The organism is Emticicia sp. SJ17W-69 (assembly GCF_051209875.1).
Taxonomy (GTDB): Bacteria; Bacteroidota; Bacteroidia; order Cytophagales; family Spirosomataceae; genus Emticicia.
The window spans coordinates 5,601,715-5,627,909 of record NZ_JBNTQY010000001.1; the positions used below are offsets into that span (position 1 = coordinate 5,601,715).

The following is a 26,195-nucleotide window of genomic DNA, read 5'->3' on the forward strand; positions in this document are numbered from 1 at the left end:
TTCAATCTTTTACGCAACGAAAACCGACTGTTGCATTTCGTTCAAAACCTTCCGAAACTCGTAATAAATGTTGGCGATGTGTAAGTTTTTGTGGGCCACCTTGCACATACCACCAACTTGAGGCTGGTTTAAAATAGGAGCCGCCTTTCAATATGATATACTTATATGAACCATTTTGATAAACATCATTAGTCAATTGCCAAACACTACCCACTAAATCATTGATTTTCAAGGCACTTGCCCCATTTGGGTACTTCCCAACCATTTTGATTTTTCCATCACCTATATTTGTTTGAGTCGAATCAAACTCTTTACCCCAAGGATAATCTCTTACGTCTGGATATTGGGCAGCATATTGCCATTCTTGTTCATTGGGTAAACGTTTGCCATGCCACGCACAATAATTTTGAGCATCTTCATAACTTACATACACAACGGGAAAATTTGCCAACGTATCTAGCATTTTTGGGGTTTGCCAATGCTTCAAAAAATTTAAGTTATCAGTTGGTTTGTATGTAGATTGACGCAAAAAGGTTTGAAAATTAGTATTTGTGACTAAGTTTTGGTCTATAAAAAAGCTTTTCATGTTTTTTTCAACACCATTTTGCCCATCAGGATAAAACACAAAGTCATCGCCACGAGTGACGTTAAACTTAAATTTTCCTGCAGGAATTTGTACCATATTTTTGGTGTTTGAAATGCCTTTTTTACTCCTTTTTATCTTACTTATCAATCGGGGAGTACCTGTTTTTATTTCAAAAACTTTTTCATCTATTAACCGTTGATTATCAAATAATTGTACCACAAATTTCCCTTCATACTGCTCAAAATAATCCATTATTTTTATCGTGAAATTTTGTTTGTTTTTGAAAGATTTATACTCTTTTCCATAGCTTGGCGAACCAGCCCAAACCCTGATTTCACTACCTTCTTTTGCTTCGATTTTTAGCGAATCTTCATAAAGATTCAAGTTGATATTTAGCAAATTTGGAAATTTTCTAATACAATCTACTTCACCTTCATTATTGGTACCAAGCCAAGATTGGTTGAAAGCATTCGTTTCAACTTCCATATAAAATTGACCATCATTTTGCTTGACAGGGTTCAATTCTTTATGATGCCAAAGGTCAACATAATGATAGTCTTTCGTAGAATCTACCGCAAACAATGCTCCTTTAAAACCTTCTGGGATTAAACTAAAAACCGTATAAATAGCCTCTTTTCCTGTCTCAAATCTCCATTCATTGACATAAATTTTATCTTTCAAAGTTGTAATGAGCGGCACATAGTTTTTTGAATGAAAATATGCCGAATTTTCTCGCAAAATTCTCGAAGTTTTACCCAAATAACGATATTGTTCATCGAGCCATTCGAGAGGCTTACCATTTCTAAAAATGTTTAATTCGGTACCATAACCATTAAAAAATGCCGTTGCAAACTCTCTTTTAATTGGTTCGAGATATAATTCAGCCACCCTGAAAATGGAGAAGTCGGGGCGAATAAATTTATTCAAATTTAACATCGGTGGATAATACAAAGCATTATGTACACGCCCCGAAATAATACCAGACATATTTTTTGGCACCGCCATTCCTTCCGAATACATGATTACGCCCTTTCGAACACTATCAGCAGCAGCTTGCAAATCTCGACTTGATTCTCCCTTTGTATCAAGCACCACACCATCGGCCGAAATCGCTTTTACCAACTCTGCCATACCATCGAGATGCCCTTTTTCTCCTTCTTTTGCTGAAGTTTTATAGCTTGTGCTTTCGTCCCAAGGATTGTAGCAAATAAAAAACTTGGTATCTTGTTTACGAGAATATTCAGCTAATTCTTTCAGTTTAGGTAATCCTCCTGGTAAATCTTTGAATAAATCCCATTGATTTCGTTGGTCAAGTCCGAGTGTTGGCCATGTTGGCCAAATACCTACCACATCGTTTCCACCGTAAAGCTTTTCACCATTTTTTAAAAAGTTTTTGTATGCCTCATACCCTTCTTTGGCTGTATAAAACCATTTATCCCAAGCCATGATCAAGTGCATTACATAAGTATCTTGAATCCATTTCAGATCTTTACGTTGATAAAGCGACTCATCGAATTTTTCAATATCATACAAATAATTTTCTTGGAAAACTTTTCGTACACCATCTTGCCAAGCTCCTTCATAAAAATCGGCATAAAACTCATAAACAACAGTTCCTTGGGGGGCAATGATTGTCTCAAAACGCTTGCGAGTGGCTTTTTCCCAACTTTTTCGGCGAGTAATGGCACAGACTTTTTTGCCATTTTCGAGTTCAATTCCTGCATAACCCAACTCCCAGGCATTATCTGGAACAATTACATTTACGGGTGCTTTATTCGGTATAAAAATATGCGTGCGAGAAAGCCAATGGTCGCCCAAGCCTGTCATATAAACGTGTTTTTCGGAAATACCAAAAGGAACAACATTTCTTAGATTTAAAGTGTCTTTTGAGATATTTTTGAAGATAATTTTAGCCTTGAAGGCATTTCTGAAATAACCTTCTTCAGTATATATAATTTCAAATTTTGACGCCCAACTCTTATCTAAAGTGGATGTGGCTTGTTTATTAATTTCGAAGGACAGCAGAGGCAAATGGTAGGTAGGCTTATTTCCCGAAATACTTGTTATAGTATAATTTTCCTGCTGCAATTTGAGTTGTTGTGCTTGCAAAGCCAAAGTAAAGAAGCACAGAAGTAAGATTTTTTTCATTGTTTGAAGATTAGTACACGAATGAAGCGAATTTTGAGAATTTTTACCAAATAATTCATGAAAAATCTGGTAATTTGTCATTCAGAATAAATATTTTATGATAACAGTCGAAGAAGCCGAGCGATTAATTTTAGAAAATAAAATTGATATTTCCACCGAAAAAGTGCCTATTGAACTTGCTTTAGGCCGAATATTAGCCGAAGATTTTTGTGCTGATCGAGAGTTCCCACCCTTCAATCGAGTAATGATGGATGGCATTGCGATTCAATTTGCTCAGTTAAAAGAAGGAAAAACCACTTTTGAAATTGAAGCAACTGCCGCCGCAGGAAGCCCACAAAAAATACTTCAAAATAATCAGAACTGTATAGAAGTAATGACGGGAGCCATGCTGCCGATCAATACAGACATGGTTATTCGTTATGAAGATTTGTCAATTTCTGGAAAAACTGTACAAATAGCAGCTAACATTTCAGGGTTTTCGGAAAGACAAAATATTCATCCACAGGGTTCAGACCGAAAAACAGGTGATATAATTGTACCCAAAGGTCGAAAAATTTCACCTGCTGAAATTGGTGTTGCGGCTACAATTGGAAAAAGCCAAATTTTGGTTCAAAGAAAACTCCGTGCGGTGGTTATCTCAACAGGCGAAGAAATTGTGCGTATTACTGAAAATCCTCTACCCCATCAAATACGAACCTCGAATGGTTTTGCTTTACAGGCTTCACTCAAAAACTGGGGTCTTGAAACAGAAAATGTGCTTTTACCCGATGATCAAGAAGTTATCGAGTCAAAAATTGCAGAATTTACCCAAACTTTCGATGTATTGATTTTAAGTGGTGGAGTTTCAGCTGGCAAGTTTGACTTTGTACCACAAGCTCTTGAAAATCAAGGGGTTAAAAAGCTTTTTCATAAGGTTTCGCAACGCCCAGGCAAGCCCTTTTGGTTTGGAAGAGCTCGTAATGGAACACTTGTTTTTGCCTTACCTGGCAATCCTGTATCTACTTTTATGTGCTTGAATCGCTATTTTAAAAAATGGTTGGATACTTCGCAAGGAATTGAAAGTCAGCAGTTAATGGCCGAATTGACTGAAGATTTTAAGTTCAAACCTGAGCTTACATTCTTCTTGCAAGTCAAACTCACATACTCTTCTACGGGAAAAATATTGGCAACGCCAGTAGAAGGCCACGGCTCTGGTGATTTAGCCAATTTAGTAGAAGCTGATGCTTTTCTCGAATTACCTTTAGAGAGAAATTTATTTATGAAAGGAGAGGCTTTTAAGGCTTTTATATACCGTTAGCTAAGATATTTGTGCCACACCTTCGAGGTGTGGCACAAATGCTCTGAGAAATTAAGGATAAATCAAATACTTCTTTCTTAAAGTCTTAAAGTTAGTCAAACCTGGCTCCCAACTTTTACGAATTTCTACTTCTGAAATACCGTCAATGATTTGTTGTTTGAACTTTTCCGTTCCTGCCAGTTTATTAATATCTCCCATTTGTTTACTTTGGGTTTTGTCAAAGAATTTATCTTTTAAAGGATACGCTTTGTAAAGTTCCATCATCCATGAAAGATTGATTTGTCGGCTTTTTCTGAGAATGTTCGTATCATATTTTCTCAAATCAAGTCCAAAACAATCCTCATTTTGGTGGAGAGGTGTTTCGCTCATGCCTTGAATACTTACTGGTTTAAAACTAAAATCATATTTACCTTTTAATGCTGGAGCTCCCAAAACTGTAAACGGAATGTATGTTCCACGGCCTTGACTCAAAATTGTACCTTCAAACAAACAAGTGCTTGGATAAAGTAAAATAGATTGTTGAGAATTAAGATTGGGCGATGGAAAAACTGGCAAGTCATACGACATATCGTGGTTATAATTGGCAATCTTAATCACACGAATCTTACATTGTAGATTATTCGGTAGCCAACCTTCGCCGTTTATCATTTGAGCAAATTCACCAATTGTTAGGCCATGAGCAATCGGAATCGGGAACATGCCAATGCCAGAATATAGTTCTTTTTGCAAAATTGGGCCATCTACCAAATAGCCATTAGGGTTTGGTCTATCTAAAATGATTAATTCCTTGTTAAATTCCGCACAAGATTCCATTACATGAGCCAGTGTGTTGATATAGGTATAAAACCTCGCACCCACATCTTGAATATCGAAAATCATAATATCAACATCTGCTAAATGCTCTTGGGTAGGTCTTTTAAATTTCCCATATAATGAAATAATCGGAATGCCTGTTTTTTGGTCAACTTCATTATTCACTTTTGCTCCAGCACTGGCATTGCCACGAAAGCCATGCTCAGGTCCAAAAACTTTTACGATATTTACACCTAAACTCAACAAACTATCAACGCTTGTTTTTTTTCCAATTATTGATGTTTGATTAACCAACATTCCAACCCTTTTTCCTTTCAAAAGAGGCAAATACGCTGATATTTGGTCGGCTCCTGTAATAGTAATTTTATTCGTAGAAACAGTATGTTTATTTGCAACATGTTTTTGATTACAGGCAAATAACATGATAATACTTATTGAAATAAACAAGGTCAAAAGAGGATTTTTCATAATTTTAAAATTCGTTCTAGATAAAGTGATTGTGTATTTTATTAAAATCTAATTAAAGAAAATAGTAAGCCAAAATTACTATATCTATGTAATATTATGTTATTTTAATGGAATAAACTCATAATTTGGTCATGCGACTTTCATTCTTTACCTTTTTTCAATACTTTTGAGTAAAATTCTGTGATAAAAGTGAAAACAATAAAAGAACGAACCACGAGAATACCTGTTGTGCCGCCAAAAGGCAGTCGTGATGAACGCAAAGAGCTTTTGCAAGAATCAGTTAATAAGTATTTGGAAGCTATTGAAACGCAAATTGGTGACTTAAAAAAAGTTGGTAAAAATACACTTGTCATTGGTGGAGTCATTGTGGCTGCTTATGCTTTGACCGAACTTTTATTGCCTGCTGCGAATAAACAATCGAGCAAAACATTGTCCAATAATGCTTTGCCAGTTGTTGTTGAGGACGAAAATGACGAAGAAGATTCGATGATTTGGTCGGCCTTAAAAGGTGCTGCAATGTCGCTTTTGCTGACTATTGCGAAAGATAAATTATTAGGACTAATGGAAAACATGAACACCAATAATGCCGAATCTAATTCTTGATAAAATACACACCAATACACAATTACAAAGAAAATCTTTAGCTGTTTTACTTGATCCTGATAAAGTAGAGATTGAAAGTTTTGATGACTTCCTATTTACTTGTGTCGAAAATCAAGTTGATTTTTTCTTTGTTGGTGGAAGTCTCATTTCAAAAAATATCATTGGTGAAATAGTTGAAAAAATTCATTCTAAAACCAATATTCCCGCCATTATTTTTCCTGGGAATAGCCTCCATATTGAGTCATCGGCTGATGCGATTTTATTACTTTCACTTATTTCTGGAAGAAATCCTGATTTTTTGATCGGTCAACATGTAGTTGCTGCACCTCTACTTAAACAAAGTAACTTAGAAATATTACCAACTGGTTATATGATAGTTGATAGTGGCCGACCAACTACCGTTTCATATATTAGTAATACAACACCTATCCCACATGATAAAGCTGATGTAGCTGTCTGTACAGCGATGGCTGGCGAAATGTTGGGTTTAAAACTCATTTATTTGGATGGTGGAAGTGGGGCAATGCATCCCGTCTCACCAAAAATGATTCGTAGTGTTCGAGAAAATGTAAGCATTCCTGTGATTGTGGGTGGTGGAATTAATTCTATTGAAAAAGCCCAAGCTGCTCTCGAAGCAGGTGCAGATGTGATTGTCATTGGAAATGCTTTCGAGAAAAATCCTTCTTTGCTTCCTACTATTTCGGAAGTTGTTCATTCTTTCAACTTAACAATTGTTTAAGTGAAACGCAAAAAAGTCTATCTCGGCTTGGGTTCTAACATGGGGAATCGAGAAGAAAACTTACAAATCGCTCAAGGCTTTATTGAAGAAAAATTTGACACAATCACCTCATTATCAAACATTTATGAAACAGCCGCTTGGGGACTTACAGAACAAAATGCTTTTTTAAATCAAGTCATTTGTATCGAAACAACCTTTCCTCCAACTGAAGTTTTGCAGATTGTTTTAGAAATAGAAAAGTCGATGGGGCGAATACGTGAGCAAAAATGGGGAGCAAGAATCATAGACATTGATATTTTATATTATTCCAACAAGATCATTACACTACCACATTTAAGTATTCCTCACCCATTTATCCAAGAACGTCGTTTTGTTTTAGTTCCTCTTTGCGAAATTGCAGGGGAGTTTATTCACCCAAAACTCCAACAAACAAATCTTGAACTATTAGAAAAATGTCAAGATTCAGGAGAAATCAAGGTGTTTCATGAATAGTTTTTGTCCAATTTTTAGGTAAAAAATCCAATTTTTTTTGAAATTTGTCGTTTTAAAGAAAGTGTAAAAATTGCTATCATTTATTACAAAGATGAAACTTCATAAAAAAACATATATTTATTCGTTAATCTGTTTTTATACATTGTTGCTTGTTTTTGAAACAACAGCACAAGTACCGCAGGCAAAGAGAAAAGGCGATAAAGATTATAAAAAGGAAACAATTCAAGAGAAGTTAGACAAGCTACCCGTAGGTGTGACCACGCCAAAAGCATCAGCTTCTTTGCCAGGAGGTAACAATATTTCGAGCCTTGATGATGCCAAAAAATTTGCCACTGAAACCCTTCCAGATTTAGGTTTAAAAATTTCAAAAACCTTCAAAGATGTAAAAAAAGAGCTAAAATCTCTTAAAAAAGAGTTTAATGGAAGAGACTACGAAGGTTTGAAGGTTCAAAAGCAATTGATTCGGCAAGGAAGTGGTAATAGTTTGACTTTCTTTGAGTTTTATACCTTAAAAGAATTTACGCAACCAAACCCTTATAATCGACACCTTTTTTGGTTCGACCATAAAGCCAACCGCATAGTAGAAGGTACGGGTAGAGACCGAGAAACCAATGATTTGATGCACGGCCCTTATAAAAAATATCTTGGGGATTTAGTTGTTGAAGAAGGTTGGTATTATCTTGGTACAAAGGATGGCCGTTGGGAAACCTATGATAAAAATTATAATTTGCTGAATAAAGAATATTATAATAGAGGATTTTATGAAGATTCTGAAATAAGCTATTATGATGAAAAACAATCAAAAATTAAGGAAGTAAAGCCCAAACTTTATGGAAAAGTTACGGGGGAATATTTTCTCTTCAACGAAAGTGGAACACTTGCCGAGCAAGGTTTTATGGACGATAGTGTAAAAGTAAACAAGTGGATTGAATATTATCCAACAGGTAATCGTCGTAAAAAAGAAATACAATTTGGAAAAGATTGCTATGATACTTCATTTGAATCGTACGTTTTATATGAATACGATGAAAGAGGAAAAATAACTTTTGAATCGCCTAAAATCAGAAAGAATTAAAATTGTAAGAAAATCTTGTTTTACTTTTTTTTTCTGTTTTTTTCATTAATTTTGTTTTGCTACTTCGACAATATTAATGACAACACTCAGTCCTGACGATTTAATTTACGGTTATATAAATGGCATCTTTCCGATGGCTGATTCGGATGGAACACTATATTGGTACTCACCCGACCCACGTGCGGTTATCCCAATAGAGACCTATAAACCACCAAAGTCGCTTCGCCCAATATTGAATAAACAGCTTTTCGAAGTACGAATTAACCATAATTTTGAAGGTGTGATGCGTGGTTGTGCTGTTGCTCGGCATGATTCAGAAGACACGTGGATTTCCGAAGAAATCATTGATGCTTACACTGGTTTAAGCAAAATGGGATTTGCTCATAGTGTAGAAGCATACTTAAATGATAAACTTGTTGGTGGTCTGTATGGTGTTTCGATAGGTGCTGCTTTTTTTGGCGAATCTATGTTTTATACAGAACCTAATGCCTCGAAAGTTGCATTTCACCATCTCATACAAATACTAAAACATCAGGGATTCCAACTGCTTGATACACAATTCATCAATGATAATGTAAGGCGTTTCGGTGCAATTGAAATCCCAAAGTTTCAATATTTAAATCTTCTCAAAAAAGCTACCACCAAAAAAGCTCGTTTTACTGAATTAGAAGTTGAACACCTATTTAATTAAGGGCTATTACTTATAATTTTTCAAGCCTTCGTCTAAAAACTTAATAAAATCTTCTTTTGAAGAGTAGCCAATTGGTTGTTTTACAATAGATTTTCCCGTAGCATCTTCAATAATATAATAAGGCTGAGCATTGTTATTATACTTAGTAATTTCAATATCCATATTTTTATCTCCAACTGTCGTTTTCAATTCATCATCATATTTGGATGTATATTGCTTTTCTTTAGGCAGATCTTTTTTGTCATCGACATACAAAGAAGCTATCACAAAATCATTTTTTAATTTTTCTAAAACATCTGGTTTTGACCAAACATTTTCTTCCATCTTACGGCAATTGGCACAAGCATAACCTGTAAAATCAATAAAAAGTGGTTTTCCTACTTCTTTTGAGTAAGCCAAAGCATCATCATAATCATAAAAACCTTGAAGGTCATGTGGTAAAGCTCTTAGTTTTGACCCATCGGCAACCACAGCACTTAAAGTCTTAGGAGGTAAAATTCCTGACAGCAAGCTCAATTCTTTTCCTTGAACAATTCCTGGAATCATGTAGGCAGCAAGAGCAAAAAATACTGCTGAAAACCCGATTCGTTGAAAATTATATTTTTTCACTTTCGTGTCTTTTGGTAAACGAATAATTCCAAGAATATAAAGGCCGATTGCTGCAAAAATGATTATCCAAATACCCAAGAAAAGGTTGCGAGAAATATAATTAAAGTGATAAGTCAGGTCAATATTACTCAAAAATTTGAGGGCCAAAGCAAATTCTAAAATTCCAAAAACTGCTTTCATTTCATTCATCCAACCACCTGATTTGGGCAAACTTTTTAACCATTGCGGAAACAAAGCAAGCGAAGTAAAAACAATGCCAAAAGGTAATCCAAATGCCAACATACCCCAAAGTGGCCGCCAAACTTCGCCTTTTGCTGCTATAATTAGCAAAGAGCCAACAAAAGGGGCAGTACAAGAAAATGAAACAACAACAAGCGTAAGTGCCATAAAGAAAATACCAACAAGTCCTCCTCGCTCCGACATTCTATCAATATTATTAACCACATTATGTGGCAACACTATCTCGAAAGCTCCCAAAAGTGAAATACCAAAGATGATAAAAATGACAAAAAATATCAGATTAGGAATCCAGTGAGTACTAATAAAATTAAGAAATGGAGCCCCAAAAACGGTGGCAACCAAGCCAATCAAGCCAAAAACTAACATGATTGATAATCCATAAAAAGTTGCCTTACTTGTGCCTTGCGATTGTTTCGTAAAAAAGCTTACCGTCATAGGCATAATCGGATAGATACAAGGCATAAAAATAGAAGCAAAACCCGCCAAAAAAGCGGTTAAAAGAAAACCGAGAAGAGAGGTACTTTCTTGCATAAAACTGTGTTTCTGGTTAAGTGTACTTTTAATGAACAAAAAACTGCTTGAAAATATTTCATTTCAAGCAGTTTTTTACAAAAGTTTTGCCAAATATTAAGCTACTTCTTCAATTACGTTTATTTTATGGATTTTATCTCCTTGACGAATCTCATCAACTACATCTAGTCCTTCAACTACTTTACCAAAGCAAGTATGATTACGGTCTAAATGTTGTGTATTGGAACGATTATGGCAAATGAAAAACTGTGAACCACCAGTATTGCGTCCACGATGAGCCATTGAAAGAACGCCCTTATCATGGTATTGATTATTTCCCGTCAATTCACATGGAATAGTATAGCCTGGGCCTCCAGCACCCGTACCAGTTGGGTCACCACCTTGAATCATGAAATTAGGAATCACACGATGAAAAATCAAACCATCGTAAAAACCTTTTTTAGCTAATGTAATAAAATTGTTGACTGCAATAGGAGCATCTTGCTCATAAAATTCGATAAGCATTGTGCCCTTATCGGTAATCATTTCTGCCTTTAACATATTGTTTTATTTGAAATTTGGTAATATTATTATTTTGTTTAAAATTTCTTTTTTGCAAGAGAAACCTTCCTGATCTTTCATTAAATAAGTTGAAAATATTGTATTTCACTAAGCAAAAACCAATTCTTTTTGCTTAGAAACATTTAATTTTTTACTTTCTTTTTTTTCATTTTTAATTATTTCGGAAAGTTGCGATTTTTCAGTTTCGTTTAGCCCCTGACCTGTTACAGTAAATACGACACCTTTGGGTTCTTTTACAATTTTCATATCTCAAAATTTTTAAAATAGCGATTTACTAAAATAGTTGCTTCTCTTGTATCAATATACATCAATTGAGAATTGATAGATTTTGCTCCTAACGATTTCATATAATGTTGAACGAGTTCTGTTTTGGCATGGAATGAAATATAGCCTTCGTATCCTTTCTCAAAAGCAACTTTACAAGCAAAAGCGAACAAATTACCAGCTACACCTTCATAAACTTTATTTGTACCGATGTTATAAGGTGCATTTTCTACCAATGAAATATAAATATTATCTTTTTGGTCAATTAAACTAATCAAACCTTGTACAATATTTGGATTTCCTTCAATTACTAATTTATGTACTTTCCCTTTTGAAGATTCTTTTTCCCAATCAAAATGCCACCCTTTTTTGGTTGTTTTAATATCTTGTAAATTAGCTGCGAGTACTTCTGTATCAAAAATATCCCCCGTTATGGCATTTATGATTGAGTTTGTTAGCTTATCTATTTCGATGTTTAACATAACCAAATTTAGTCATTTTTTAATAAATTTTAACTCTCTTCACTTATTAATTTATCCTCCAATCGTCGTCATTGACTCCGTTACTAAACTTGTTCGGCGACTTTCTGCTTCAAAACCATCCTTTGCTCGGTTTTGTAAAGCCTTATAAATCAAGTCTTTAATCTCTTCATTAGAAAGTTTCTGACGCATGAAATCTCGAACGTTGAAAACGCCATCGTCGTATAAGCAAGTTTTGAAAACGCCCGTAGGGGTAACTCTAATACGATTACAAGTACCACAAAAAGTTCTACTAAAAGCAGCAATAACGCCTATCGAACCTTTAAAGTTCGGAATTTGGTAATTGTAAGAAGTAGAATTTGCTTCATCTTGCAATTTATATAGGTCGGGATAAACAGAGCGTATCAAATCTATGATTCGGTGATAGCTCCAAAACTCTAATTGTTCGGGACGTAAACCTGCACCATTAAAAGGCATTTCTTCAATAAATCTGACCGAAACATTTTGATTGCGAGCCAACTCAACCATCGACAAAATATCCTCGTCATTTTTTCCAGTCACTACTACCGTATTAATTTTTACTGGAATATCATGTGCCAACAAAGCTTCTAAAGTTTCCCAAACTTTCGGAAATTCATCACGACGAGTAATTTCAAAAAAACGTTGGCGGTCGAGTGAATCCAAACTTAAATTAACTGAACTTACCCCAATTTTCTTTAACTCTGGTACTAAGGGGGCAGTTAATACACCATTAGTAGTAATGTTTATTTTATTTATTCCTTCGATTTCTGATAATTTCCATAAAAAAGGAATAATATCTCTTCTTACAAATGGCTCTCCACCAGTAATCCTGACTTTAGAAATACCCATTTCTGCCAAAATACTGACCAAACGAATCATTTCTTCGTAGCTCAATAAATGTGGCTTGGGTAAATACTGAATTCCTTCTTCGGGCATACAGTAAAAACAACGCAAATTACAGCGATCGGTTACTGCCAATCGTAAATAATTAATGGGTCTGCCGTGATTATCTATAAGCATTGTGAGAATTCTTTTTTAAGGTAACAAAGAAAGCGAAAAATAAGTTAATGAATAATGTAAAATGAATCATTGATAATGCTAAAAAACTGATTATCAACACTTTTCTTAAATTACAATTTTAAAAAAATCATTAAAAACGTTTCAAAACCAATTCACTGACAGTTTGCCCAATCGAAAGTGATGAAGTGGCTGCTGGTGACGGTGCGTTACAAACATTAATCGCTTGTTGGTTTTCAAAAATAGCAAAATCATCTAAAAGCCCGCCCTCACGGTCGCAGGCCTGAGCTCTTACGCCTGCTGCACCAGCCACAAGGTCATCTGACTGAATTTCAGGAATTAACTCTTGTAAGGCTTTTGTAAAAGCTGCTTTTGAAAATGACCGATACATTTCACCTAAACCTGTTTGCCAATATTTGGCAGCCACTTTTCTAAATCCTGGCCAAGCAAGTGTTTCAAATAATTCACCAAAATGAATGTCTAGTTTTTTGTATCCCTCTCTTCTAAACGCTAAAACTGCATTTGGCCCAGCTTCTATCCCACCATGAATCATACGAGTAAAATGCACACCCAAGAATGGGAAATTTGGGTCTGGAACTGGATAAATCAAGTTTTTAACAAGATATTGTTTTTCTGGCTTTATTTCAAAATATTCGCCTCTGAATGGTGTAATTCTAAGGTTATTTGCCCTTGTATCTGTCATTTGACCCACTTTATCAGAATAGAGTCCAGCACAGTTGACCACTAATTTTGTTTCGTAAGTATGCTTAGAAGTTTGAATGATGGAAATATCATTTTTTGAACTAATACCTACTACTCTTTCCCCAAAAGCAATTTCACCACCTAATTTTTGTGTATTGGCTAAATATTTTTTGCAAACATCAGTATAGTCAATGATTCCAGTTTGTGGTACAAAAAAGCCTTTCAAACCTTTTACGTGTGGTTCGTATTCTTTGATTTGTTCGGCATTCAACATTTTGAAGCCATCTAAACCATTTTGTTTGCCTCGCTCGAAAAGCCCATCCAAAATTGGAATTTGCTCAGGTTGTGTTGCCACCACAATTTTTCCACAGAGGTCATACTTGATTTCTTCTTTTTTGCAAAAATCAAGCAACATATCATAGCCTTTGATACAATTGGTGGCTTTCAAACTACCTGGCTTATAATAAAGACCAGAGTGAATAACACCACTGTTATGGCCAGTTTGATGTTTAGCAACTACATCTTCCTTTTCAATAATAAGTAATTTCAAATTTGGGTTTTGTTCCTTAATGCGTAAGGCCGTTGCCAAGCCAACAATTCCACCACCAATGACAGTTACATCGTAAATCATATTTTCATTTTTTTGCTATTGGCTGATAGCGGTTAGCTTTTAGCGGCGTTCCGTTTAGCCAAAATGGTTTTTATACTAAACACAATTTTCAGAAAAAGTTAACATTTTTAATAAAAAGCTAATTGCTAATTGCTAATTGCCATCTGCTAGAAGCCATATTCATTTAAAAAGTACAATTTTTCTTGGCATTTTGAATTACCAAACTTAAATTTGTGCAAATTTAACGACAACATTCGGACATGAAAAAGTTTAGTGTTTTATTATTTGCAGTAGCAGCGGTTTCGTTGGCTTCGTGCGACTACCAAAAAAATAATGTTATTGAGCAAAAAGACGTTCGCAAAGGCGATGAGTGGGTTTATGGTGTAAGCCCAGATTCAGCTGCACGTCAATTAAAAAATAAATATACGGCAAATCCTGACCTAGAAAATCGCACGAATGCTATTCGTGAAAAACTATCAGGAAAAGGAGCTTAATTGCAAAAGTTCAAAGTAGGCAGCTTACAGTTCACCATGGCAGTCAAATGTCTCGTTTACTGTAATTTGCCTATTTTTTATTTTTAATAAGCTTTTATAAAACAAAACCATAAATTGTAAATCTATCACATGAATATAGCATTAGTAACAGGATCTGCGGGTTTGATTGGAAGTGAATCAGTGGCTTTTTTTGCCGAAAAATTCGATTTAGTTATAGGCATCGACAATAATCTTCGTTCTTATTTTTTTGGTGCAGAAGCTTCTACTGATTGGAATCGTAAAGGTTTAGAAGAAAAATTTAGTAATTATAAGCACTATAAAGCAGATATTCGTTCGGAAGTTGAAATCGGGAAAATCTTCGCTGAATACGGTACAGATATTAAAATGGTAGTGCATACTGCCGCTCAACCAAGCCATGACTGGGCTGCACGTGAGCCATTCACTGATTTTACAGTAAATGCAAACGGCACACTCGTAATGCTCGAAATGACTCGTCAGTATTGCCCTGAAGCTGTTTTTATTTTTACTTCTACCAATAAAGTTTACGGCGATACGCCAAACTATTTACCTTTAGTAGAATTAGAAACTCGTTGGGAGATTGACCCAAATCATGCGTACTACGAGCATGGGATTGATGAATTGATGTCGATTGACCACTCAAAACACTCTGTTTTTGGAGCATCAAAAGTAGCTGCCGATGTAATGGTACAAGAATACGGCAGATATTTTGGCATGAAAACAGCCGTTTTCCGTGGTGGATGTTTAACTGGCCCTAATCATTCGGGAGCTCAATTACATGGTTTCTTGGCATACTTAATGAAATGTGCGATTACTGGCAACCACTATACAATTTTTGGTTACAAAGGAAAACAAGTACGTGACAATATCCATAGCTGGGATTTAGTAAATATGTTCTGGCATTTTTATCAAAATCCTCGCCCAGGTGAGGTTTATAATGCTGGTGGTGGACGTTTTTCTAACTGCTCTATGCAAGAAGGAATTGCGATTTGTGAAGAAATTACTGGAAATAAGATGAGTTTCAGCTACGCCGAAGATAACCGTAGTGGCGACCATATTTGGTATATTTCTGACCTTTCTAAATTTAAAGGCCATTATCCTGATTGGACTTGGAAATATGATTTAAAGACAACACTTACTCAAATGTATGATAATATCAGCAAAAGAGTTTAAGTAAATACCTAAGTTTAAAGCTAAATTTTACCCCTTTAATGGCTCAAAAAGTTGCCGTTGAAGGGGTAAAGTATTTATAAATATAGCCTAATTTCCAATAAAACCTCACATTACACATAGCTACTCAGAGATTTTATGTATTTTTGTGTTTTTATTATCATCTTGGTTTATTAATTTTTGAAAATATCAATCAATGAAATTAAGTGTTGTTATTCCTGCCTATAATGAGGAAGAAAGTATTTCTGAAACCCTTAGAAGTTTATATAGTACTTTAAAAAAATACGATATTCCACACGAAATATGGGTAACAAACGATAACTCAAAAGACAACACTTTGGGTGTTTTACAAGAATTACAAAAAGAAATCCCAAGCTTAGTTTTTGAAACAAATAAGGGGCCAAATGGCTTTGGATATGCTGTTCGTTATGGTTTAGAGCGTTTTTCTGGCGATTGCGTAGCTGTATTTATGGCAGATATGTCTGATGACCCCGAAGATTTGGTAAAATATTACAAAACAATGCTTGCTGAAAACGTGGATGCTGTTTTTGGAAGTCGTTGGGTAAAAGGTGGAAAAGTTATTGATTATCCTGCTGTAAAAAAATTCATTAATAGAGTCGCCAACTTTATAATCAAGTTAGTCATTGGAATCAAATATGATGATACCACCAATGCTTTCAAACTTTACAAACGTGAAACGATGGAAGGTTTAAAACCATTTCTTTCACCTCATTTCAACTTGACGGTTGAACTTCCTCTTAAAACTATTGTCCGTGGCTATTCTTATACCGTTGTACCAAATAGCTGGACAAATCGAAAGTATGGCGAGTCAAAACTAAAAATCAAAGAAATGGGTAGTCGTTATTTCTTTATCCTAATGTATTGTTTTGTTGAAAAATCCTTCTCACGAGGAGATTATATGAAGAAATAAAGCAAATCTATTATCAAAAAATACTATGATTTACAAATCCAAAACTTGGTTCCTGATTGCTTTATTTTCATTACCGCTTGTTATATTCTTTGTCTTTTTCTTTCGATTCGCTTTAAATATTCCCTTTGAAGATGATTTGGGTATTGTTCATACTTTAGCTGTTGACTTACCTAAAGCTCTAACATTTCGAGAAAAGTTTTCTACTTTTATTATGGCTCATAATGAGCATCCTATTACCGTTTTTAGGTTTTTTTTATGGGCGTATCATGCTATTTTTCAAGATTATAATTTCAAAATCATTGCCTTGATTGGAAATCTCATCTTATTATCGAGTATTTTTTATTTCTTTCGCCAGCTACGCATTGTCAAACTTTCTTGGATTTGGCTTATACCCATTCCATATATCATATTTTCACTTTATATTCATGAAAATGCTCTTTGGGCATTGTGTGCCTTTCAGCATAATGCCATTATGGGTTTATACTTTTGGGGCTTGTATGGCTGTATTCTACACAAAAACTCCTCGCCTCGATTCTTCGGCGGTATATTTTTAATCATCTGCACAAGTGTTTGCAGCGGAAATGGGCTTTTGGGCTTCATTATCGTGATCGCTATTTTATTATTTGAAAAAAGATGGAAAGATGGACTTATTGTAAGTGCAACATTTATCTTGGTCAAATTAATATTGCTCAATAATCATTATTATCAAGAGCCAAGTCCACTACCACAAATCATCAAAGGATTCTTTCTTTTATGTGGCTCAATTATCAAAGTTTCGTCTAAAGATTTGATGATTATGTTATTGGGTATGAGTATAACAATTTGCATAATCATTGCAGGTTTACGCATATTATTTGGAAAGTTGAATGAAAAAGAACGCACTTACTATTTACTTACATTAGGCATAAGTCTTTTCTGCTTAGGTACTTTTGTAGGCATTGCGGTTTATAGAGATGTGGTATCCTCTGCTTTTTCAGACCGTTATCGTATTTATACACAAATGTTATGGATAAGTATTTATCTTTTCAGCATACCTCTTATTATTAAATTCAATTTTCAAAGAATTGTATATCCTGCCATTCTTAGCTTATCAATTGGGTATTTTTGTTATTCATATTATGTTGAATACCCAAATTTTGTTTACTCTTACCAACAACGTTGGCTGATTCCTGTCAATTATCGTTTTGGTGGTACAAATTTGAGTGGTTGCTATTATCGAGTTTATTTTGATGAAACACTAAAAACTTTAGAAAAAGAGCAATCTTACCAAATCCCTAAGCCAAATTTCGACCCTAGTCAAATTGAAAAAACTAAGCAAATTTTCAATTTAAAGGCTGAAAAACTAAACGATGAAATAGTTCATTTATATGCCGATGAAGGTTCTATTGAAGGAAATCCTGATGATAATTCTTTGTTTATCACTTTAGAAAATGGCAAAGGCACACAACTATTTCTACCTGTTTTTCATAAAAGAAATACTATTGGTGGTTTTTTACAAACAAAAAAACTATTAAAAGAAGGTTTTGAAATGACCATTACTAAGGGCTGTCTGCCTGATGATTTTTATAAAGTAATGCTTGTCAAACAAAATAATCGAAAAGCTCAATTGTATGCTACAAATCTTGTGCTTGACTCACAAAAGTTCACGATTATAGAAACGGCTAAATTTTAATGAAAAAAATACTGTGTTGGCAAATCAATAGCTTTTGGCTTAAACTTGCCTATCTTTTATTTCTGATAGTTTTATTATTTCCTTTTTATCGAATTTCCGAACCACCAAGTCCTGGAATTGATAATTCTTGGCGTATTGCTTTAGAAATGGCCTACCAAAAAGGCTTGGTTTTTGGAAAAGATATTATCTATACTTATGGTCCACTTGGCCGACTTACGCAGCGAATTGCCATTGAAACAAGTAATTTTGAACTGTTTCTATTTGATATTTTTTGTTTTACAAATGTTGGCTTTTTGCTCCACCATTTTTTCCCAAAACCGCTTAAATTTTATCATTTACTTATACATTTTGGCCTTTTTCTACTTATTTCTTCCATTTATGGAGAATGGTTGAGTTTTATATTATTCTTTATCAGTATTTTCTCTGGGCTTTTGTTTCTTAAAAAACAAAATCAATGGCTTCTTTTCCATGCGATTATCATGGGAGTTATTAATTTTTATATCAAAGCCAATTATGGTGTGATTGCCTTGGGATTCGTTTTTATGCTTTTGTTTTATGCTTTTTTCTCTAAACGCTTATCACGTCTCAATCTTTCATTATATCTTTTAGGAAGCATATTTCTGTTGGTTTCTTTAGCATTTTTATTAAAAACTGACCTGTTGGCTTATTTTTATTCGAGTGTAGAGATTATCAAAGGTTATAATGAATCACAATCGCTTTTTCCGACTGACCGACTAAGGGCTGTTGCTTCTTCTTATGTTGTTTTTGTTTTATTCTTGGTTCTTTTGATAGGTTTTATTGTTCAAAAACTTAAAAATAAAGACTTTTCTTTACCAACACTTGATTCTTTTTTTGTGTTGGGGTGTGCGGGCGTTTGTTCATTTGTTTTACTAAAATATGCGTTTGTAAGAGCCGATGACGCTCATTTGATGTCATTTGTGCGAAGTGCTTGTTTTCCTTTTTTATTGATAGCTACTTTTGGTAACGAAAAATGGCTCAAGCAAAGCGGTTGGATTTTGGTTTCGCTTAATTTATTAAGTTATATTATATTTTATCAGCCTATTTATGGAAAAATAACTTTTCCCATTGCTGATAACTTACGAACCAAAAGTTATATTTTACCCGAATACTTTAAGTCTATTTTCAAAAAAACACCTCCGTCTTACAACCCAAGCTACCCAAAAGAGATCTTAGAGTTAATCGGTGATAAAACTATTGATTTAGTACCCAATGAAGTTTCAGAAATTTATCTAAATCATCTTAATTATAATCCACGCCCTGTAGTGCAATCATATCAGGCGTATAACGAATATTTAGATAATAAGAATCAGGAAAAATACCTATCAGATACTGCCCCAGCTTTTGTAATTTATAGTATAGAAAACAACGATGGCAAATACTCCATTGGCGATGAAACACTCACTTTGTTGGCACTTTTACAAAGATATGAACCTGTAAAAATATGGGATAATCATCTGTTATTGAGCAAGAAAAAAGTAACCAAAACTTTGAAATTGATTAAACAAACAAAGCACACTTGGGAACTTGGAAAAACATATCCATTAAATCATTCAGCTCAAACAAAGGATATGTTATGTTTGTTGAAAGTAAAAACAAGCTATAATTGGTTTGGTAAGTTGCTAAACTTGTTTTTTCAACCGCCACATCTCAATATGGAGCTTACTATTACTAACGACAAAAAAACTAATTATCGAACGGTTCCTATTTTGTTGAGCAAGGGTCTTGTGGTTGGTTCAAAAATTGATAATGTGCTAGACGCTAAACAATTCTTTGAGCAAGGTTTCGTTGAGAATAAAGGTATTGAAAGTATTCGTTTCAATGAAATTTTAAGAAAAAAAACAGGTTTTGATAATAAAATTGATATTTTTGAGGAGTGGTATGAACTGAAATAGCGAAGGAAAATGAAAGAGTTAAAAAAATTGATTTGTATAAATATTGTCTTCACACTTTCTGTCATTTTCGCAGATAGCTTACAAGCCCAAAACGCTACTCCTAAGAGGTACGTTTGTCAAGGAATAGGCAACTTAGATTCAGGGGTTAACCATGCTATTCCTGTGATGAATAAAATGGTTGCGGCTGGTTGCAATGCTGCATTTCTCACTGTTTGGTGGGATAGGGTATATCCACAAGTCAATTCAAAGCCAAACTTTGCACAGCTTGATAATCAAATTAATCATGCAATCAATAATTTAGGAATAAAAGTTGCCATACGTATTCATCTTGGTCGAACTTTCTCTCTCACAAAGGGTTTTTGGGAAGAAGAAGAGTCGGTAAAAGATTTTAAAGGAAAACCGCTCACACATTATTACGACAATAATCATTTTAGTTTTGCACACCAACCTTCTATTGAAAAAGCAAAAAGTTTTGTCAAAGAAGTATGCGAACGTTACAAAAATTATCAAAAAGCTGGAAAAATCATTTTTATTACGGTTGTCAATACTCCACAACAGGAGTTAGGATATGCGTTTCAAAACCAACAATGGCCAGAAAGAGAATACCAAGCTGTATTTGATCATTCAAAATGGTCGATGATAAAATGGAAAGATTGGGCAAAAGAAAAATATACGACCATACGCACCCTCAATAGCTACTGGGGAACAAGTTACAAGAATTTTACTGAGGTTGAGCCTTATGTCAATTGGGGAACACCACAAGATTCTTTTAGAGGGCGTAGAGGTAAAGATTGGTATGTTTTTCGGCATTTACTGCTCAAAAACTATTATGACCAAATCATTGAATCTATCAAATCAGTAGAGCCAACTTATAAAGTAGCCTGTGAATTTGGGGGCGTTGCCGACGACTTAACAATTTTAAGAGCGACATTTGGCTTTAAAAACCTTTCTGAAAAAGCTGATATTGTTAAAACTTCAAGTGAGGGTTTTCAAGGAGATATCGCCTTTAGTAATTTAGCACCTAATCAAAAATTTTATACCGAAGTTGCTTTTTTTGACCTCCAAACGGCCGATGATTTAAAAAAATATGTACAACGTACTGTTGAATATGGCTGTGAATTTATCATGCTTGGTGTAGAATCAGACAATCCTGCCGATTTTGAAAAAATTCTTCCCGCCGTTCAAGAAGCTGTCAAGGCAATTGATAAAGTAAGCCCTGCGGTAGTTTTTGCAGATTCAGTAACATATCGACTTTCTCAATTGACCGACAGTAGAGAGCTTGTTATTAATGATTGGAAAACAAAGTCGGATAATGGAAAAAAGCGAATAAAAGTTATTTTGGAGGAAGATTTAATTATAGAAAACAAAAAAATTGAAAATCCATTACCTGATATTGTTGAGACAACACCAACTACACCTACTCCACCACCAACACCGCCGACACCAAGTAACCCAAATTTACCTAATCAACTTCCTAAAGAAAACATTAAGGATTATACTAAAGAATTGGTTGTAAATCAAAGTTTCCAATTTAGAATTCCTGAAAACTTGTATTATGATACTGATGGTTTTATTGCTTTTATCGAAGTTTTGGAATCTCCTTCATGGGTAAATTTTAATCGTTTTGAGCTAAATTTCTATGGAAAAGCACCGTATTTAGGGAAAAACAAAGTAAAATTGCGTGTTTATGACAACAGTGGTGGTAGCATTGAATCAAATATTTATCTCGAAATTGTTCCACCAATCATTGATTTTGAATTGATAAAAGCTGATTATTTCAATGTCCCTATACAAGGCTTAGGACTGATTTATAATAAAAACACTTTATATTTAGACCATTTGCCCGAACAAGTCAATTTTGTGGCTCGATGTAATTTGGACTCTGTAAATTTCATCTTTAATTTAACTGGCCCTTATAAATTCAGCCGAAGTTCTGATAGAATACCTTACAATCTTTTCGGTGAAGGCCGAGGTTTAAAATTTCCAGTTGGAACCTATACACTAAGTGCCAAAGCCTATAAAAATGATTCGGTTATTACCTCAAAAACCATTCAGTTTTTTGTTTCGGCCTCTACCAATCCTGCTGAAAATATTCTGCCTGATTGGCGAATTTATCCCAATCCATTTGAACAAATCTGCAATATCAAATTACCTGATAGTGAAGACCTTACGCTTTTAAATTTTGCTTTATTTACATCGACTGGCCAAAAGCAAGCAATAAAAAAAGACTTTATTACGATTGTAGAAAAAACCGCCTACATTGATTTAGGTCATGTCGATATCCCAGCAGGTAATTATATCTTAGAAGTAAATAAAAATGGGGAGGTTTTGAAAAGAGTGAGGGTATCTAAACTTTAGAAAATCAAGTCTTTCACAAAATAAAAAAACAATGTTTGTATGATCGCCCAAGCTACGGCACTTATAAACATTTGAATAATAATTTCACGTTTTTCATAACGGAAAGCCATTGCTATCGCAGTACCTCCGATGGGAGTAAATAATAAAGGTGTAAGCAATGCAATGCCTATCAAGCCAAATTTTCTGCGTGTTTTTATTGCCAAACGATTCATTTTAGTAAATTTCTTAGCCTGTTCCTTTTTAGGAAAGAATTTCACCCAAATTTTTTGTATAAAATCACTTGAAAATAAAATTAATGAAACTGTTAGCATCATTCCTATTACCGAACAAATAGCTGTTTCAACCCAGCCTAATTGCAAAGCTAAACCTGTCAATGGTCCTCCTGCAAACTTGAGCATACTTATTGCAATGACTGAAATATATTTAGCAAAATTCATGTTGTTGTAGTCTTTTTTTTATTGGTGGATAGTACTGTTTTTTCGAAATGCTTGTTTTATTAACAAAGAAATACAACTTTTGTTGCATTATGCCATAAACCTATTTAAAGTACTCGTTTTCGAGTTTAAATGGCTAATTTATTTTATAAATATAACCTAACCTAAAACATGAAACTAAAATTACTTCTTTTGTTTATTTTTTCATTTTACTTAACTGCTCAAGCACAAGACACACCAGCCGATACTCTTCAACCTGTAAATAACCCAGTGATGCAAGCAGATAGTACTGCTCAGGAGGAAGAAGGCGGAGAAGAGGAAGAAGAAGGTTCAGAGGAAGAAGAAGAGGATAAAGATACCACACCTGCTAAGTTCCGTTACCGTTTCTCTACCGATGGTACTGTTACTTCGGGAAATGTCAGTCGTGCGTTGATTCAATTTGCCACAAGTTTAGACTGGAATTTGCACAAAACATTCAAACTATCAAGTAGCCCTTCTTACGTTTTTGGTAATCAAAATAAAGTTGCGGCCGAACGAGAAACCTTTGCCGACCTCAGAGCAAGTTTTTTATATGAAAAACGCTTCTATTATTTAGCATTTTCTTCTTATGAACAGAGTAATCTGCGAAAGATAAACAATCGCTTTATTGGAGCGGGAGGGATTGGTTATAAATTGGTTCAGAAAAAAACGATTTATCTTTCTGTCACCAATGTTTTGCTCTATGAAAAGACTGATTTTGTTGTCAATGAAAAATTTCCCGACCGAAATCTTTGGCGAAACTCTACCCGTCTTTTTGGCGAATACACCTTCGATAATGGGAAAATGTCGCTCTCGCACACACTTTATGTACAGCCCAGCATCACCGAAAAGAATTTTCGATGGAATGGAAATTTGATTCTTCGTTATCAAGTTTCCAAAAACGTAAGTTTTCGTAGTATGATGGAAAATTCTTATGAGAGCATCGTTGTTCCTGGTAGAAAAAACAATGATTTTCGCTGGACTTTCGGAATAGTCTTAGAAGGCAAGAAATAGCATTCTATTTTATTTTTGGTTGATAATCATTAAAAAATGCTAACCAAATAGAGCGTGAAAGTCGATAGATAAATGGGGTTATCAAAACCGTGAAAAGTACATACACCCAAATATAAATTCGCCAATCAACTCGCCCGTCGAAATATACATAATAAGCAATGGTAGCGGCTACAAAAATCATCATATTGATGATTGAACTGATGTACATTGCTCCATAAAAAAAACCAGTTTCACGTTCATACTTCAAATTACATTTGGGGCAATTTTCGTGCATTTTAGTTAGTTTTTTCCAAGAAAAAGGATTTTTTGTTATAAACAAATCACCCTCGTGGCAGCGTGGGCATTTCATTTTTATGGTGGCTTCTACAGTATTCATAAATTTAAAGACGTTTTCTAAGATAAGTACAAATTTCGTCAAAATAATCCCAGTCTAAGGATATTTTTTAAGATATTTTAAAAAATGACTCAAACTTTATGAATTAAGTAAATGATGATTAAATTTGCTAAAAAACTATCGCGGCGGCGAACCGTCAAATATCATGTCTAAAAAAATTATACGCCCTTGGCTTAAAGTTCTCTTTAGCTTTGCTACCACATTTGTATTTGCCCAAATCGAAAAAGCACCTACTCGTGCCGAAGGCGAATACGCCAATCGTACGATCATTCGGGGCGTAACGCTCATCAACAGTACAGGAGCTCCACCCGTTGGCCCTGTTGATATTGTTATTGAAAAAAACAAAATCGCTCAAATCAAGCAAGTGGGTTATCCTGGTGTACCTATTGATCAAAAAAATCGCCCAAAATTGAATGACGGCGACAAAGAACTCGACTGTACAGGCATGTACCTAATGCCCGGTTTTATTGATATGCACGGTCATATTGGAGGAAAACAACAAGGCACACCAGCCGAATATGTATTCAAACTTTGGCTGGGGCATGGTATCACTACCATTCGTGACCCTTCTGCGGGAAATGGTTTAGAATGGACGCTTGACCAAAAACGCAAAAGCGAAAAAAATGAAATTACAGCTCCAAGAATCAAGGCATATACCGCTTTCGGCATGGGAAGCGACAAACCAATCACAACACCAGATGAAGCTCGTCAATGGGTACGAGACAATGCTGCCAAAGGAGCTGATGGGATCAAGTTTTTTGGTGCTGAACCTGCTGTTTTTAGAGCAGCTTTAGACGAAAACAAAAAAATTGGGCTTCGCTCTGCTTGCCATCACGCTCAATTAGAGGTAGCTCGTATGAATGTTTTGGCAACTGCAAAAGCAGGCCTCACAAGCATGGAACACTGGTATGGCTTGCCAGAAGCTCTTTTTGATGAGCGAACTTTGCAAAATTATCCTGCTGATTATAATTATAATAATGAACAAAATCGATTTGAAGAGGCAGGAAAGTTGTGGAAACAAGCGGCCGAGCCTGGATCTGAAAAGTGGAATCAAGTGATGGATGAATTGATAAAAATTGATTTTACACTTGACCCAACTTTCAATATTTATGAAGCAAATCGAGATTTGATGCTTGCTAGACGAGCTGAGTGGCACGACGAATATACATTGCCAGCCGTATGGCGTTTCTATGGACCAAGTCGCATTTCACATGGCTCATATTGGCTCAATTGGGGAACAGAACAAGAAGTAGCATGGAAAGAAAACTACCGCATTTGGATGCGTTTTGTGAATGAATATAAAAACAAAGGCGGAAGAGTAACCACTGGCTCTGATTCAGGTTTTATTTATCAATTATATGGTTTCGCTTATATTCGTGAATTAGAATTGCTGCGTGAAGCTGGTTTTCATCCTTTAGAAGTGATTCGTGCGGCAACTATCAAAGGTGCAGAAGCACTTGGCATGGCAGACCAAATTGGCTCAGTTGAAGTAGGAAAACTGGCTGATTTTGTCATTACTGAAGAAAATCCGTTAGCAAACCTTAAAACTCTTTACGGAACAGGAGCTATAAAAGTCAATGATAAAAACGAAGTAACCAGAGTTGGTGGTGTAAAATACACTGTAAAAGATGGGGTAATTTATGATGCCAAGAAATTATTGGCCGATGTTCGTAAAATGGTTGCTGATGCAAAAGTGAAGGAAAACTTTGAAATTACACAACCTGGTATTCCTCAAAAAGGAGCAAGTAAAGTACAAGGAGCGGAGAAGCATTGAAAATAAAAAGATTGGATAAAATGAAAACCCCTCTAAAACTTTTAAGAATTTAGAGGGGT

24 protein-coding genes are annotated in these 26,195 nt (G+C 34.9%); 14 read left to right on the forward strand and 10 right to left on the reverse strand.

The window, feature by feature from the left end; translation table 11 throughout:
• Position 1: 1 nt before the first annotated feature.
• Complete coding sequence (locus ACQUQZ_RS22975; RefSeq protein ID WP_435357457.1) at positions 2-2,734, reverse strand: formylglycine-generating enzyme family protein; 2,733 nt, start codon at positions 2,732-2,734, stop codon at positions 2-4.
• Positions 2,735-2,831: 97 nt separating this feature from the next.
• Between ACQUQZ_RS22975 and ACQUQZ_RS22980 the strand changes: the two genes are divergently transcribed.
• Positions 2,832-4,031 carry a molybdopterin molybdotransferase MoeA gene (locus tag ACQUQZ_RS22980; protein ID WP_435357458.1) on the forward strand — a complete coding sequence of 400 codons (1,200 nt, stop codon included), beginning with the start codon at positions 2,832-2,834 and terminating at the stop codon, positions 4,029-4,031.
• Positions 4,032-4,082: 51 nt separating this feature from the next.
• On the opposite strand, the gene ACQUQZ_RS22985 is transcribed toward ACQUQZ_RS22980, so the two are convergent.
• Entirely contained in the window at positions 4,083-5,312 is a 1,230-nt protein-coding gene (locus ACQUQZ_RS22985) for an exo-beta-N-acetylmuramidase NamZ family protein (RefSeq protein ID WP_435357459.1), read from the reverse strand.
• A gap of 189 nt (positions 5,313-5,501) precedes the next feature.
• On the opposite strand from ACQUQZ_RS22985, the gene ACQUQZ_RS22990 reads away from it, so the two are divergent.
• The 5 genes from ACQUQZ_RS22990 (at position 5,502) to aat (ending at position 8,912) form a co-directional block, all read left to right on the forward strand.
• Positions 5,502-5,915: a hypothetical protein gene (locus tag ACQUQZ_RS22990; protein ID WP_435357460.1), complete on the forward strand. Its 414-nt coding sequence runs from the start codon at positions 5,502-5,504 to the stop codon at positions 5,913-5,915.
• A complete protein-coding gene (locus ACQUQZ_RS22995; RefSeq protein ID WP_435357461.1) occupies positions 5,896-6,654 on the forward strand; it encodes a geranylgeranylglyceryl/heptaprenylglyceryl phosphate synthase in 759 nt (252 codons plus the stop codon). Before ACQUQZ_RS22990 ends, ACQUQZ_RS22995 begins: the two co-directional genes overlap by 20 nt.
• Positions 6,655-7,146, forward strand: a complete 492-nt coding sequence (gene folK / locus ACQUQZ_RS23000; protein WP_435357462.1) for a 2-amino-4-hydroxy-6-hydroxymethyldihydropteridine diphosphokinase — start codon at positions 6,655-6,657, stop codon at positions 7,144-7,146. It abuts the gene before it with no gap.
• A gap of 91 nt (positions 7,147-7,237) precedes the next feature.
• Complete coding sequence (locus tag ACQUQZ_RS23005) at positions 7,238-8,221, forward strand: toxin-antitoxin system YwqK family antitoxin (RefSeq protein WP_435357463.1); 984 nt, start codon at positions 7,238-7,240, stop codon at positions 8,219-8,221.
• A 76-nt stretch (positions 8,222-8,297) separates the two neighbouring features.
• Positions 8,298-8,912: a leucyl/phenylalanyl-tRNA--protein transferase gene (gene aat, locus ACQUQZ_RS23010; protein ID WP_435357464.1), complete on the forward strand. Its 615-nt coding sequence runs from the start codon at positions 8,298-8,300 to the stop codon at positions 8,910-8,912.
• A 6-nt stretch (positions 8,913-8,918) separates the two neighbouring features.
• Here the strand turns inward: aat and ACQUQZ_RS23015 are convergent, their stop codons facing one another.
• The 6 genes from ACQUQZ_RS23015 to lhgO form a co-directional block, all read right to left on the reverse strand.
• Complete coding sequence (locus tag ACQUQZ_RS23015) at positions 8,919-10,292, reverse strand: protein-disulfide reductase DsbD family protein (RefSeq protein WP_435357465.1); 1,374 nt, start codon at positions 10,290-10,292, stop codon at positions 8,919-8,921.
• A 96-nt stretch (positions 10,293-10,388) separates the two neighbouring features.
• Positions 10,389-10,832 carry a peptidylprolyl isomerase gene (locus tag ACQUQZ_RS23020; RefSeq protein WP_435357466.1) on the reverse strand — a complete coding sequence of 148 codons (444 nt, stop codon included), beginning with the start codon at positions 10,830-10,832 and terminating at the stop codon, positions 10,389-10,391.
• A 108-nt stretch (positions 10,833-10,940) separates the two neighbouring features.
• Positions 10,941-11,099, reverse strand: a complete 159-nt coding sequence (locus tag ACQUQZ_RS23025) for a hypothetical protein (protein WP_435357467.1) — start codon at positions 11,097-11,099, stop codon at positions 10,941-10,943.
• Positions 11,096-11,599: a hypothetical protein gene (locus ACQUQZ_RS23030; protein WP_435357468.1), complete on the reverse strand. Its 504-nt coding sequence runs from the start codon at positions 11,597-11,599 to the stop codon at positions 11,096-11,098. Before ACQUQZ_RS23030 ends, ACQUQZ_RS23025 begins: the two co-directional genes overlap by 4 nt.
• A gap of 51 nt (positions 11,600-11,650) precedes the next feature.
• A complete protein-coding gene (moaA, locus tag ACQUQZ_RS23035) occupies positions 11,651-12,637 on the reverse strand; it encodes a GTP 3',8-cyclase MoaA (RefSeq protein WP_435357469.1) in 987 nt (328 codons plus the stop codon).
• 130 nt (positions 12,638-12,767) lie between these two features.
• Positions 12,768-13,964 carry an L-2-hydroxyglutarate oxidase gene (gene lhgO / locus ACQUQZ_RS23040; protein ID WP_435357681.1) on the reverse strand — a complete coding sequence of 399 codons (1,197 nt, stop codon included), beginning with the start codon at positions 13,962-13,964 and terminating at the stop codon, positions 12,768-12,770.
• A 242-nt stretch (positions 13,965-14,206) separates the two neighbouring features.
• Between lhgO and ACQUQZ_RS23045 the strand changes: the two genes are divergently transcribed.
• The 6 genes from ACQUQZ_RS23045 to ACQUQZ_RS23070 all read left to right on the forward strand — a co-directional run bounded on the left by ACQUQZ_RS23045 (position 14,207) and on the right by ACQUQZ_RS23070 (position 22,502).
• Positions 14,207-14,440: a hypothetical protein gene (locus tag ACQUQZ_RS23045; protein ID WP_435357470.1), complete on the forward strand. Its 234-nt coding sequence runs from the start codon at positions 14,207-14,209 to the stop codon at positions 14,438-14,440.
• 129 nt (positions 14,441-14,569) lie between these two features.
• Entirely contained in the window at positions 14,570-15,631 is a 1,062-nt protein-coding gene (locus ACQUQZ_RS23050; RefSeq protein ID WP_435357471.1) for an NAD-dependent epimerase/dehydratase family protein, read from the forward strand.
• 193 nt (positions 15,632-15,824) lie between these two features.
• On the forward strand, positions 15,825-16,559 hold the full coding sequence (locus ACQUQZ_RS23055) for a glycosyltransferase family 2 protein (RefSeq protein WP_435357472.1): 735 nt from the start codon (positions 15,825-15,827) through the stop codon (positions 16,557-16,559).
• 25 nt (positions 16,560-16,584) lie between these two features.
• Positions 16,585-18,231 (forward strand): hypothetical protein, encoded by a 1,647-nt coding sequence (locus ACQUQZ_RS23060; RefSeq protein ID WP_435357473.1) that lies wholly within the window; start codon positions 16,585-16,587, stop codon positions 18,229-18,231.
• The gene (locus tag ACQUQZ_RS23065) at positions 18,231-20,144 is read left to right on the forward strand and encodes a hypothetical protein (RefSeq protein ID WP_435357474.1); all 1,914 of its coding nucleotides are present in this window, start codon (positions 18,231-18,233) and stop codon (positions 20,142-20,144) included. The genes ACQUQZ_RS23060 and ACQUQZ_RS23065 overlap by 1 nt, the downstream gene beginning before the upstream one ends.
• Positions 20,145-20,153: 9 nt before the next feature.
• Entirely contained in the window at positions 20,154-22,502 is a 2,349-nt protein-coding gene (locus tag ACQUQZ_RS23070; RefSeq protein ID WP_435357475.1) for a beta-galactosidase, read from the forward strand.
• Here the strand turns inward: ACQUQZ_RS23070 and ACQUQZ_RS23075 are convergent.
• The gene (locus ACQUQZ_RS23075) at positions 22,499-22,939 is read right to left on the reverse strand and encodes a small multi-drug export protein (protein WP_435357476.1); all 441 of its coding nucleotides are present in this window, start codon (positions 22,937-22,939) and stop codon (positions 22,499-22,501) included. The genes ACQUQZ_RS23070 and ACQUQZ_RS23075 overlap by 4 nt on opposite strands.
• Positions 22,940-23,107: 168 nt before the next feature.
• Here ACQUQZ_RS23075 and ACQUQZ_RS23080 point away from each other — a divergent pair, with 168 nt between their 5' ends.
• On the forward strand, positions 23,108-23,968 hold the full coding sequence (locus ACQUQZ_RS23080; protein ID WP_435357477.1) for a DUF481 domain-containing protein: 861 nt from the start codon (positions 23,108-23,110) through the stop codon (positions 23,966-23,968).
• Positions 23,969-23,972: 4 nt separating this feature from the next.
• Here the strand turns inward: ACQUQZ_RS23080 and ACQUQZ_RS23085 are convergent, their stop codons facing one another.
• Positions 23,973-24,344 (reverse strand): DUF983 domain-containing protein, encoded by a 372-nt coding sequence (locus ACQUQZ_RS23085; protein WP_435357478.1) that lies wholly within the window; start codon positions 24,342-24,344, stop codon positions 23,973-23,975.
• A gap of 163 nt (positions 24,345-24,507) precedes the next feature.
• Between ACQUQZ_RS23085 and ACQUQZ_RS23090 the strand changes: the two genes are divergently transcribed.
• A complete protein-coding gene (locus ACQUQZ_RS23090) occupies positions 24,508-26,136 on the forward strand; it encodes an amidohydrolase family protein (RefSeq protein ID WP_435357479.1) in 1,629 nt (542 codons plus the stop codon).
• The last annotated feature ends 59 nt before the right edge of the window (positions 26,137-26,195 follow it).

Coding starts and splice junctions, on each gene's coding strand:
- ACQUQZ_RS22975 (WP_435357457.1), bottom strand. CDS start 2,734: ATGAAAAAAATCTTACTTCTGTGCTTCTTTACTTTGGCTTTGCAAGCA.
- ACQUQZ_RS22980 (WP_435357458.1), top strand. CDS start 2,832: ATGATAACAGTCGAAGAAGCCGAGCGATTAATTTTAGAAAATAAAATT.
- ACQUQZ_RS22985 (WP_435357459.1), bottom strand. CDS start 5,312: ATGAAAAATCCTCTTTTGACCTTGTTTATTTCAATAAGTATTATCATG.
- ACQUQZ_RS22995 (WP_435357461.1), top strand. CDS start 5,896: ATGCCGAATCTAATTCTTGATAAAATACACACCAATACACAATTACAA.
- ACQUQZ_RS23005 (WP_435357463.1), top strand. CDS start 7,238: ATGAAACTTCATAAAAAAACATATATTTATTCGTTAATCTGTTTTTAT.
- aat (WP_435357464.1), top strand. CDS start 8,298: ATGACAACACTCAGTCCTGACGATTTAATTTACGGTTATATAAATGGC.
- ACQUQZ_RS23015 (WP_435357465.1), bottom strand. CDS start 10,292: ATGCAAGAAAGTACCTCTCTTCTCGGTTTTCTTTTAACCGCTTTTTTG.
- ACQUQZ_RS23020 (WP_435357466.1), bottom strand. CDS start 10,832: ATGTTAAAGGCAGAAATGATTACCGATAAGGGCACAATGCTTATCGAA.
- ACQUQZ_RS23025 (WP_435357467.1), bottom strand. CDS start 11,099: ATGAAAATTGTAAAAGAACCCAAAGGTGTCGTATTTACTGTAACAGGT.
- ACQUQZ_RS23030 (WP_435357468.1), bottom strand. CDS start 11,599: ATGTTAAACATCGAAATAGATAAGCTAACAAACTCAATCATAAATGCC.
- moaA (WP_435357469.1), bottom strand. CDS start 12,637: ATGCTTATAGATAATCACGGCAGACCCATTAATTATTTACGATTGGCA.
- ACQUQZ_RS23045 (WP_435357470.1), top strand. CDS start 14,207: ATGAAAAAGTTTAGTGTTTTATTATTTGCAGTAGCAGCGGTTTCGTTG.
- ACQUQZ_RS23050 (WP_435357471.1), top strand. CDS start 14,570: ATGAATATAGCATTAGTAACAGGATCTGCGGGTTTGATTGGAAGTGAA.
- ACQUQZ_RS23055 (WP_435357472.1), top strand. CDS start 15,825: ATGAAATTAAGTGTTGTTATTCCTGCCTATAATGAGGAAGAAAGTATT.
- ACQUQZ_RS23060 (WP_435357473.1), top strand. CDS start 16,585: ATGATTTACAAATCCAAAACTTGGTTCCTGATTGCTTTATTTTCATTA.
- ACQUQZ_RS23065 (WP_435357474.1), top strand. CDS start 18,231: ATGAAAAAAATACTGTGTTGGCAAATCAATAGCTTTTGGCTTAAACTT.
- ACQUQZ_RS23070 (WP_435357475.1), top strand. CDS start 20,154: ATGAAAGAGTTAAAAAAATTGATTTGTATAAATATTGTCTTCACACTT.
- ACQUQZ_RS23075 (WP_435357476.1), bottom strand. CDS start 22,939: ATGAATTTTGCTAAATATATTTCAGTCATTGCAATAAGTATGCTCAAG.
- ACQUQZ_RS23080 (WP_435357477.1), top strand. CDS start 23,108: ATGAAACTAAAATTACTTCTTTTGTTTATTTTTTCATTTTACTTAACT.
- ACQUQZ_RS23085 (WP_435357478.1), bottom strand. CDS start 24,344: ATGAATACTGTAGAAGCCACCATAAAAATGAAATGCCCACGCTGCCAC.
- ACQUQZ_RS23090 (WP_435357479.1), top strand. CDS start 24,508: ATGTCTAAAAAAATTATACGCCCTTGGCTTAAAGTTCTCTTTAGCTTT.